Origin of the sequence: Vibrio sp. V39_P1S14PM300 (genome assembly GCF_009904765.1) — a bacterium.
In the GTDB taxonomy this organism is placed as follows: Bacteria; Pseudomonadota; Gammaproteobacteria; order Enterobacterales; family Vibrionaceae; genus Vibrio; species Vibrio proteolyticus.
Genome location: NZ_WXWP01000371.1, coordinates 1 through 9,262, shown reverse-complemented (window position 1 = coordinate 9,262; position 9,262 = coordinate 1). Strand labels below are relative to the sequence as shown.

The 9,262-nt window shown below is 50.8% G+C and carries 8 protein-coding genes; 5 read left to right on the top strand and 3 right to left on the bottom strand.

All coding sequences use genetic code 11. The features are described 5' to 3' along the window. The first annotated feature begins 71 nt into the window (after window positions 1–71). From CAG65_RS19380 to CAG65_RS19370, 3 genes are read left to right on the top strand one after another with little or no spacing between them, the layout of a single operon-like run. The gene (locus tag CAG65_RS19380) at window positions 72–296 is read left to right on the top strand and encodes a FeoA family protein (RefSeq protein WP_021703873.1); all 225 of its coding nucleotides are present in this window, start codon (window positions 72–74) and stop codon (window positions 294–296) included. Window position 297: 1 nt separating this feature from the next. Beyond that, complete coding sequence (gene feoB, locus CAG65_RS19375; RefSeq protein ID WP_161454674.1) at window positions 298–2,571, top strand: Fe(2+) transporter permease subunit FeoB; 2,274 nt, start codon at window positions 298–300, stop codon at window positions 2,569–2,571. Further along, a complete protein-coding gene (locus tag CAG65_RS19370; protein ID WP_021703875.1) occupies window positions 2,568–2,798 on the top strand; it encodes a FeoC-like transcriptional regulator in 231 nt (76 codons plus the stop codon). The genes feoB and CAG65_RS19370 overlap by 4 nt, the downstream gene beginning before the upstream one ends. Before the next feature lie 53 nt (window positions 2,799–2,851). Here the strand turns inward: CAG65_RS19370 and CAG65_RS19365 are convergent, their stop codons facing one another. Together CAG65_RS19365 and argS are read right to left on the bottom strand one after the other, a co-directional pair. Next, window positions 2,852–3,280 (bottom strand): HIT family protein, encoded by a 429-nt coding sequence (locus CAG65_RS19365; protein WP_161454673.1) that lies wholly within the window; start codon window positions 3,278–3,280, stop codon window positions 2,852–2,854. A gap of 82 nt (window positions 3,281–3,362) precedes the next feature. Next, on the bottom strand, window positions 3,363–5,096 hold the full coding sequence (gene argS / locus CAG65_RS19360; protein ID WP_161454672.1) for an arginine--tRNA ligase: 1,734 nt from the start codon (window positions 5,094–5,096) through the stop codon (window positions 3,363–3,365). A 207-nt stretch (window positions 5,097–5,303) separates the two neighbouring features. On the opposite strand from argS, the gene CAG65_RS19355 reads away from it, so the two are divergent. Then, entirely contained in the window at window positions 5,304–5,903 is a 600-nt protein-coding gene (locus CAG65_RS19355) for a VOC family protein (RefSeq protein ID WP_021703878.1), read from the top strand. Here the strand turns inward: CAG65_RS19355 and CAG65_RS19350 are convergent. Further along, window positions 5,900–8,677, bottom strand: a complete 2,778-nt coding sequence (locus tag CAG65_RS19350) for an insulinase family protein (RefSeq protein WP_161454671.1) — start codon at window positions 8,675–8,677, stop codon at window positions 5,900–5,902. The genes CAG65_RS19355 and CAG65_RS19350 overlap by 4 nt on opposite strands. A 255-nt stretch (window positions 8,678–8,932) precedes the next feature. Between CAG65_RS19350 and sixA the strand changes: the two genes are divergently transcribed. After that, a partial coding sequence (gene sixA / locus CAG65_RS19345; protein WP_161454670.1) for a phosphohistidine phosphatase SixA occupies window positions 8,933–9,262 on the top strand: 330 nt, incomplete at its 3' end.

Below are 9,262 nucleotides of genomic sequence, written 5' to 3'. Positions count from 1 at the left end.
CACTAAGGTTATCTACGTGTATTTTTGATAGCATGAATAAAAATATTTCTCATTACCACTTGAGCTAACCCATGAAATTGTCTGAATTAAAACAAGGTGAGAGTGCCACGATTGTGGCTCTGGACCAGTTGTCTGGCGAGATTCGCAAGAAACTCATGGTGATGGGCCTGTTGCCCAACACTGACGTTAAACTGGTGCGCCGTGCACCGATGGGTGACCCGTTGCAGGTTGAAGTGCGGGGTGTCTCTTTGGCTGTGCGTGAAAAAATAGCGAATGCGATTGAGGTGGAGAGCTGATATGCAATACCAGATTTTGACCGTCGGTAACCCTAATAGCGGTAAAACTACTCTGTTCAATGGTCTGACTGGCGCAAAGCAGCAAGTCGGTAACTGGGCGGGTGTGACTGTCGAAAAGAAAACCGGACGCTACAACCATTCGGGTGATGATTTTTTGTTAACTGACTTGCCAGGTATTTACGCGCTCGACAGTGGCAATGATGGTAACAGCATTGATGAGTCGATTGCCTCACGTGCGGTATTGACCCATCCGGCAGATCTGATCATCAATGTGGTGGACGCGACCTGCCTCGAGCGCAGTTTATACATGACACTTCAGCTTCGTGAGTTGGGCCGCCCGATGGTGGTGGTACTGAATAAGATGGACGCGCTGAAGCGTGAGCGGCAGGTCATTGATATTAAAGCGCTGGAGAAAGTTCTGGGCTGTCCGGTGTTCTCTTTGTCTGCCAACAACAAGGGGCAGGTGTTGCGGTTTAAAGAGAAACTGCATAAAACTCTGGTGCAGGGAGTGGCCCTCAAAGAGCTGACGCTGAATTACGCTGAGACGTTTGAGCGTGCTATCGCACAGGTTGCCCCACTGTTTGAAGAGCAGACGGTTGCTGCCAGAGCACTGGCGGTGCGCGCGCTGGAAAACGACCGGTTAGTGATTAATCCTCTCCCCCAGCCGAAGCGTGAGCGGATTCAAGCGGCTCAGTTGGCGACGGAACTTGATATCGATCTCCACGTTGCCGATACCAAATACACCTTTTTACATGAGCAGTGTAAGCGGGTACGCCGCAGCGAAGGAAAGCTGAGCCACAGTTTCACCGAGAAAGCGGATCGGATCATTCTCAACAAATGGATCGGTGTGCCGTTCTTTTTTGTGGTTATGTATCTGATGTTCATGTTCTCGATCAATATCGGTAGTGCTTTTATCGACTTTTTCGATATTGGTGTCGGTGCCTTGTTGGTGGATGGTGGGCATCACTTGCTCGACGGGCATCTACCGGTGTGGTTGGTTACATTGATCGCTGACGGTGTCGGTGGGGGGATTCAAACGGTGGCAACCTTCATCCCAGTCATCGCCTGTCTGTACCTGTTCCTGGCGATTCTGGAGAGCTCCGGCTACATGTCCCGTGCCGCATTTGTACTGGACAAGGTTATGCAGAAAATAGGCCTGCCGGGCAAAGCTTTCGTCCCTTTGGTCCTCGGGTTTGGGTGCAACGTGCCAGCGATCATGGCAACCCGGACTCTCGATCAGGAGCGCGAACGTAAGTTGGCGGCGTCGATGGCTCCCTTCATGTCGTGTGGTGCACGTTTGCCTGTGTACGCGCTGTTTGCTGCGGCTTTTTTCCCACAAAGTGGTCAGAACATCGTGTTTGCCCTTTATCTGCTGGGGATTGCGGCGGCGGTGTTGACTGGCTGGGTTCTGAAAAAAACGCTTTATCCGGGGGACAGTGACAGTTTGTTGATGGAAATGCCAGATTACGAACTGCCGACTATGCAGAATGTGATGATCAAAACCTGGCAAAAACTGAAGCGGTTTGTTCTGGGGGCCGGCAAAACCATCGTGGTGGTAGTGACAATCCTCAGCTTTCTCAACTCTGTGGGTACCGATGGCAGTTTTGGCAACCAGGACAGTGAAAATTCAATGCTGTCTAAAGCTGCTCAGGTGGTCACGCCTGTTTTTGCTCCAATAGGGGTCAACCATGACAACTGGCCAGCGACTGTCGGGATCATTACTGGTATTTTCGCCAAAGAAGCGGTCGTGGGAACACTGAACAACCTTTATAGCGCGCCGACAGATGAGGACGCTGAGTTCGATTTGGCTGCCAGCCTCAAAGAGGCGGCATGGTCGATTCCACAAAACCTGAGCGACCTGAGCTTCAGTGATCCGCTGGGTATTGAAGTTGGCGATTTGAGTGACAGTCAGAGTGTGGCACAGGATCAGGAAGTGGATGCGTCCATCTTCGGCAATCTTAAAGCGCACTTTGCCAGTGGTCATGCCGCGTTTGCGTATTTGATTTTCATTTTGCTTTACACGCCTTGTGTTGCGGCCATGGGGGCATACGTTCGTGAGTTTGGTCACAAGTATGCCCGCTTTATTGCCGTCTGGACCATGGGGTTGGCCTACGCTGGGGCGACCTTGTACTACCAGGCCTCAATGCTCACCGAAACACCGATACAAAGTACCATTTGGATTACCATTGTTATCGGCGGCAGTGCATTGGTGTATGTCAGCCTGAAACGCCAAGGGCGTTCGCAGCAGGCGTTGACTGAGGTGCCTGTGGCATGATTTTGTCTGAGCTGAAGCGGTACATCGAACAGCAGGGTAGTGCATCGCGCAAAGAACTGGCCAAGCGTTTTGCGCTCAGCGAAGATGGTGTGGATGCCATGTTGACGGTCTGGATACGTAAGGGGATCATTTCACGCACGATCGATACGAATCGTGCGGAGCATGTTACCCGGGTCCGTTACTCGGTGAATCGACCGGACGGTTTATCTTTGACGGTCAAACTGTAATCCAATAAAAAAACGCTCCTCAACCGGAGCGTTTTTTATTGATGATGCGTGGATTACGCTTTGCTGAACATGGAGCTGAGTGACAACACGTTCTGGATTCGGATCAGCATCGCCTGTTGCTCTGCTTCGTCACGAAACTCACCCTGGGTGTTACCCCATAGCGGTCCAGGCCAGGCGATGTCGTTTTTAAAGCGCGCAATATGGTGGATGTGCAGTTGAGGCACCATATTCCCAAGGGCACCTAAGTTGAGTTTGTCCGGCTGGAAAATCGCTTCGAGCGCCTGGCTGACGGCCTGTGATTCAAGCAAAAACTGGTGTTGCTCTTGCATTGGAAGGTGGTGAAGTTCTTTTAACTGAGCGCGTTTAGGCACCAAAATAACCCAGGGTACTGCGCTGTCTTTGTGCAGCAGCGCCACGCAGAGAGGAAAATGGCCGATCACGGTCGTATCGTTGGCTAACTGGGGATGAAGTTCGAAACTCATGCTTAAGGTTCCTTACGGTTAGATAAAAGAAAGGTTGGCTTATACTGCCAACCTTTGTCTTATTGGTATTGCGGTGATCGGATTACATACGATCCAGCGTATTGATGCCCAGCAGTGCCAGACCTTGCTTGATGGTCTTCGCTGTCAGTGCCGCTAGTTTCAGACGGCTCTGCTTCACGCTCTCATCTTCGGCACTCAGGATCGGGCAGGCTTCGTAGAAGCTTGAGAACTGACCAGCCAGTTCAAACAGGTAGCTACACATAATGTGTGGCTGACCTTCACGAGCAACGGATTGAACCGCTTCTTCAAACTGAAGCAACTTCGCGATCAGCGCTTTTTCTTTCTCTTCACTGATGGTGATGTCGCCCTGCAGATCATCCATGGCAATGCCGGCTTTGGCAAAAATAGACGCCACGCGAGTGTAAGCATACTGCATGTATGGGGCAGTGTTGCCTTCAAATGCCAGCATGTGATCCCAATCGAAAATGTAGTCGGTGGTGCGGTGTTTCGAGAGATCCGCGTATTTGACTGCTGCCATAGCCACCGTGGTCGCAATGTTGTTTTTCTCTTCCGCATCTAGATCCGGATTTTTGCTTTCGATCAGCTTGATGGCACGCTCTTGGGCTTCATCTAGCAGATCCGCCAAACGGACGGTGCCGCCAGCACGCGTTTTGAAAGGACGGCCGTCTTTACCCAGCATCATACCGAATGCATGGTGTTCCAGCGTGACTTCATCAGGCACGTAACCCGCTTTACGAACGATAGTCCATGCTTGCATCAGGTGCTGATGCTGACGTGAGTCAATGAAGTACAACACGCGGTCAGCGCCCAGCGTTTCGTAGCGGTATTTCGCACAGGCGATGTCGGTGGTGGTGTAAAGGAAACCTCCGTCGCGCTTCTGGATGATCACACCCATTGGCTCGCCGTCTTTGTTTTTGTATTCGTCCAGGAACACGACTTGCGCGCCGTCGTCTTCTTGTGCCAGGCCTTTTTCTTTCAGGTCGGCAACGATACCTGGCAGCATGTCGTTGTACATGCTTTCGCCCATCACGTCGGCACGAGTCAGAGAAACGTTCAGACGGTCGTAGTTACGCTGGTTTTGTTCCATGGTGACATCAACCAGCTTTTTCCACATTTCTGCACAGTACGCATCGCCACTTTGCAGTTTGACTACGTAATTACGTGCTTTGGCGGCAAAGGCTTCGTCTTCGTCATACAATTTCTTCGATTCACGGTAGAAGCCTTCCAGATCCGCCAGTTCCATCGAAACTTCGCCCGATTCCTGTTGTACACGTTCAAGGTTCGCGATCAACATACCGAACTGTGTGCCCCAGTCACCGATGTGGTTGGCACGAATGACTTTGTGGCCCAAAAACTCAAGGGTACGAACAACCGCATCACCGATGATGGTTGAGCGCAGGTGACCCACGTGCATTTCTTTTGCAACGTTTGGCGCTGAGTAGTCCGCAACGATGGTTTTTTGTGCTTCTTTGGTGACACCAAGACGGCTGTCTGCCAGAGCGGCGTCCGCTTGCTTAGCCAGAAACTCTTCGCTGAGGAAAATGTTGATAAAACCAGGGCCGGCGATTTCTGTTTTGCTGGCAATGCCGTCCAGATCCAGAACATCCAGTACTTTCTGTGCAAATTCTCGCGGGTTTGTGCCTAGCTTCTTCGCCACGCCCATCACGCCATTTGCCTGATAGTCACCGAATTGTGGCTTTGCTGATTGACGCACTGCTGCAGGACTGCCTGCCGGTGCACCAGCGGCTTCCAGAGCCTGAGATACTTTGTCATTAATAAGTGCTTGGATATTCACACGCGCTTCCTTCAATTCTTGGGAATTGGTTGGTATGCATTTTATTCACCGAAGTTGGCTGAATGCATATCTCAATAAAGTTCATAATTTGGCGCACATGATACCAAGATTATTGCGCCTCTTATAGAGAGTGAAATGGGAATTTTTCTACTTTTCAGCGATAACTTGATAGTATTGCGGCAAAATCAATATTTTGGACGGTAGAAAATGTCAGATTTACTGTTGGAAGCAGAGTTGATGCCTGAACAAATGAAGGCGAGCCTTGAAAGTTTTATGCATAAAATTCAGCATCTAAGCGATATTTTGCATATAGATTTGAGCCCATTTCAGGCGGACCATATTGCTCTGCGTATCAACCACACTGAACTTGCTAAACTGGCGCATCAGGAGTGGCAAAAAGAGGGGAAAGTTATCTCTCAGGCTAAGATTAATGGCCGTCCGATCATCGTGATTGAATTTACTGCGCCACTGCAGGCGAAAAACTGGTCATTTGAGTGTCTGGAACTGCCATATCCGGCCCCGGGGAAAATCTACCCTCAACAAAGCTGGGAGCATGTCGAGTTTGTGATTCCGTCCGATGCGCACACTGCGGAACAATACCTGGCCGATATCCAAAGCCAGTTTCCCCAATTGGCGGCACAATGGCCGCACTTGAGTGAGCATGGCATCAAAGTTAAGTTGTCCAGCCCAAAAGGCGACGGCGAACGTCTCAACAACCCGACCGTCGCGTTTAAGTGGAACGGCGTGTGCATCAAACTCCACCCGCACTCACTGAAAGCGATAGTGGCCTCAGAGCAAGAGGTTTAACCCAGTTCGACGTCTTTCGGTCTGAGCTGAAATTCTTCGATTGAGCCGATTTCCTGCCCCACAACCAGAGGGGCAGATTCACTGTGTGCATTGCCTTGGGTATGCATGATCAGACGATTCGCTGTGCGTGGTTTCAGCTCGTTGACCACAAAACGGATCATGTCGCTGCGACTCAGTTCTTTTAACTCATCCAATACTTTTTCACGCTGATCAAAGCCTCGATCTTTATTGCCGATCGCCACCCATAGCCGCTGAGCCCGGCCACGTAAAGTGGTGTCCGGTGTGGCGATTTGATTCCATAATCCGCGTTTACTGCTGTGCCATTGGTAGTCATTCAACTCCAGCAACACCATATAAAATGCATTGAGAAATTCATCCATGGCTTTTAACAACTCTGCCGGAGCGGCATTGGGCGACTGAACGTACAGCACGATCCCCGGATGACGGTTGAGTGGCATATTGCCGGTGCCGACCATGTAGCCGAGCTGCTGTTTGGTCCGGATTTCATGGAAGAAGGTGGCCGACATCAGATGATTGGCCAGCGAATAGAGCGCGATGCTATGCGGATCGGTGGTGTCACACTGATAGTAGAGTACGATGGCGGAATCTTCCTGATCGCACAGCACTTCTTTTTGATATGTTCCGGTATCGCCCAGCATCACCAGAGGGCGCAGAGCTTCCTGATAACGCTGGTTTTTGACTCGTAAAGCGTCTTTGAGGGTTTCTCCCAGCGTCAGAGCTTCCTGCTGGCGCCAGTCACCGTAAACGAACATCTCGACATGCAGATTTGCGAGAATGGAATCGACGAATACTGGTAACTCGTCCACTTCGATGGTTTCCAGCTCATCCACCAGCACCGCGTACGGTGGGTTATTAGGCTGGAGGATACCAGTCATGGCATTAAATAGCTGGGATATGGGACGATCTTGGGCGGAGTTACGCCAGTTGCGCAGCAACTGTTGTTTTATCGACTGGTAACGCTGGTGGCTGAATTCACGCTTGGCAAAGCGCTCTAAAATCATTTGCAGTAGCTGGGGCTGCTTTTCGCTGAAGCCGGAAATGGTCAGCGTCACGCCGCCTTGGTGGGCGTACATGTTATAGCCCATCCCCGCGATTTCTGCCTGATACGTCTCTTTCGCTAACGAGTCGAGGAACATTTCCACACACAAGCGTGTCATTACAATGTTGCGCGCAGTGGCCACGGCGGTAGGGCTGTCGATGGCCACATACACGACGCCTTTGGGTACCCGGAAGGTCGCATCCTGAAGATGCCAGAGACGAAAGCCATCCTGCTCTTCAATGATGCTTGGTACCGACTGTTCGCCATCGAGTGATTTGGGGTCGAGATCGTAGCAAATAAACGGGTTTTTCGGGGGCAGCGCCAAGTCGAGTTGAGTCTGAGCGGCGTGATAGCGCTGTAACTGTACTGCAGTGAGGGAGCGGACGGAATACGGCGTAAAATACCACTCTGCATGTTGATCGCATGCTAAGCCCTTGGTTACCAGGGTGACGCGTAAGTTTTCTGGCGAGAAGTAGCTCGCCAGTTCGCGCAGAACTTCCGGCTGATAACCGGCCATCATGTAATCGCCGTAGATGGTGTCGTCAGCGGCGTAGTGTTGCATGTTGATCACAAGGTGGCTGGCCAGATCCAGAGGGCGAGTGGGCTCCTGAAAACGAAAAGCCGACTCCAGCACGGCTTGTTTCTCCCGATAACGCCATTCGTCAAAGCCCTGTTCTTTGATCAGTGCAATGTAAGCAAACACAGCTTCGATGATCTCGTCAGTATGCTGGAGCCCTGATGGGGTCAGCGCGCAACTGACATTGAATTCCCGGTAATTGCTGCCACTGGCTCCGCCACCAGCGGACAGCGCATTGATCCAGCCTTCGTTTTTCAGCGCCAGCATCAGGCTGCCTTCGCCTTCATAGCCGAGTAAATGTGCGAAGTAGGACAGGGGCTTGGTCTGATAATACTTATCCATGCCCGGGAAAGTGAAGGTGAGCACCAACTTACGCAGGTCTTTAAGTGGCTCTACGTTAATCCACAAGCGGTTCTGCTTATTTTTTAGGTAGGGCTGCTCAATCTGTTTGCTCTTTAGCTGGTTGTTAGCGATGGCGCAGAACTTCTCTTCTGCCCAGTGTTGTAGTTCATCAAGAGACTGCGGGCCTACCAGCGTGAGGGTCATCAGGTCAGCCGAATATTGACGGGCGTGGAAGCTGACGACTTCCTGGCGAATCGATTTCCCATTGCGGTCATCCAGAGTTTCGAGGTTGCCCACCGAGAACTTGCTGAACGGATGGTCCGGATTGATGGTGGCCTTTTGCACTTGATAAAGACGACGAGAGTCATCGTTCAACTTTAATTTGTATTCAGAGTCAACCGCCTGACGCTCTTTGTCGAGGGCTTCTTCGTTAAACAGCGGCGCGCTGAAAAACTGAGCAAAGCGATCCAGCCCTTTTTCGAAACCATTGGGTGTTATATCGAAAAAAAAGCACGTATGTTCAGTACCTGTCCAGGCGTTATTGCTACCACCGTGCTGGCTGATATAGCTTTGAAATTCGCCTACTTTGGGGTATTTTTCCGTGCCCAGAAACAGCATATGCTCCAGATAATGAGCCAGACCTTGCCGGTCTGCGGGATCATCAAAATGGCCAACATTCACGGCCAGTGCAGCGGCAGACTTTTGTGCGTGTACGTCTTGGATCACAAGCACTCTTAGGCCATTCGCCAGAGTTAGGTAGCGATATTGATTGTTATCGTTGGGGCTAAGATGCACAGGTGCTCTCCAGAGTTGAAGCATTTAAGTAAGTATGACCCTGAATAAGTGTGCTGCAAACACTTGGTCAGAGAAAGTGGAGCACTTTTGGATTATTTATGCTTTGTCTGTGCTCTGTTTAAAAGATTGTTAAGAAAGTCGAAGTCTTTGGCAAGGCACTTGATATAATTATTTTTATAAGCGGCCAGTTAAGCCGTGAATGATAACAAATAACGCACAGTGCTGACTGCCTGTTGATAGTAGTAGGAATTGAGAGTGAAAATCTTCATTATGCGCCACGGCGAAGCAGAACATTTTGCCGCCAGTGACGCAGAAAGAGCGTTGACCACGCGCGGCATAAGCGAATCGGTCGCGGTAGCCAGAGCCTGCAATGAGCAGGGCATCACCGAGTTTGATAAGGTACTGATCAGTCCATATTTGCGCGCTCAGCAAACCTGGCAGCAAATTCAGCCGATGTTTAAAACGTCTGCCATTAGCACCAGTGAAGACATCACGCCATATGGTCAGTCGGATCTGGTCTTTGACTACTTGTGCGCCCTGATCGAAGTGGAGCAGCCGCAATCGGTGTTGCTGGTTTCTCATTTG

Bases quoted from the DNA above. Each gene is read 5' to 3' on its own strand.
- CAG65_RS19380 (WP_021703873.1), top strand. From the start codon at position 72: ATGAAATTGTCTGAATTAAAACAAGGTGAGAGTGCCACGATTGTGGCT.
- feoB (WP_161454674.1), top strand. From the start codon at position 298: ATGCAATACCAGATTTTGACCGTCGGTAACCCTAATAGCGGTAAAACT.
- CAG65_RS19370 (WP_021703875.1), top strand. From the start codon at position 2,568: ATGATTTTGTCTGAGCTGAAGCGGTACATCGAACAGCAGGGTAGTGCA.
- CAG65_RS19365 (WP_161454673.1), bottom strand. From the start codon at position 3,280: ATGAGTTTCGAACTTCATCCCCAGTTAGCCAACGATACGACCGTGATC.
- CAG65_RS19355 (WP_021703878.1), top strand. From the start codon at position 5,304: ATGTCAGATTTACTGTTGGAAGCAGAGTTGATGCCTGAACAAATGAAG.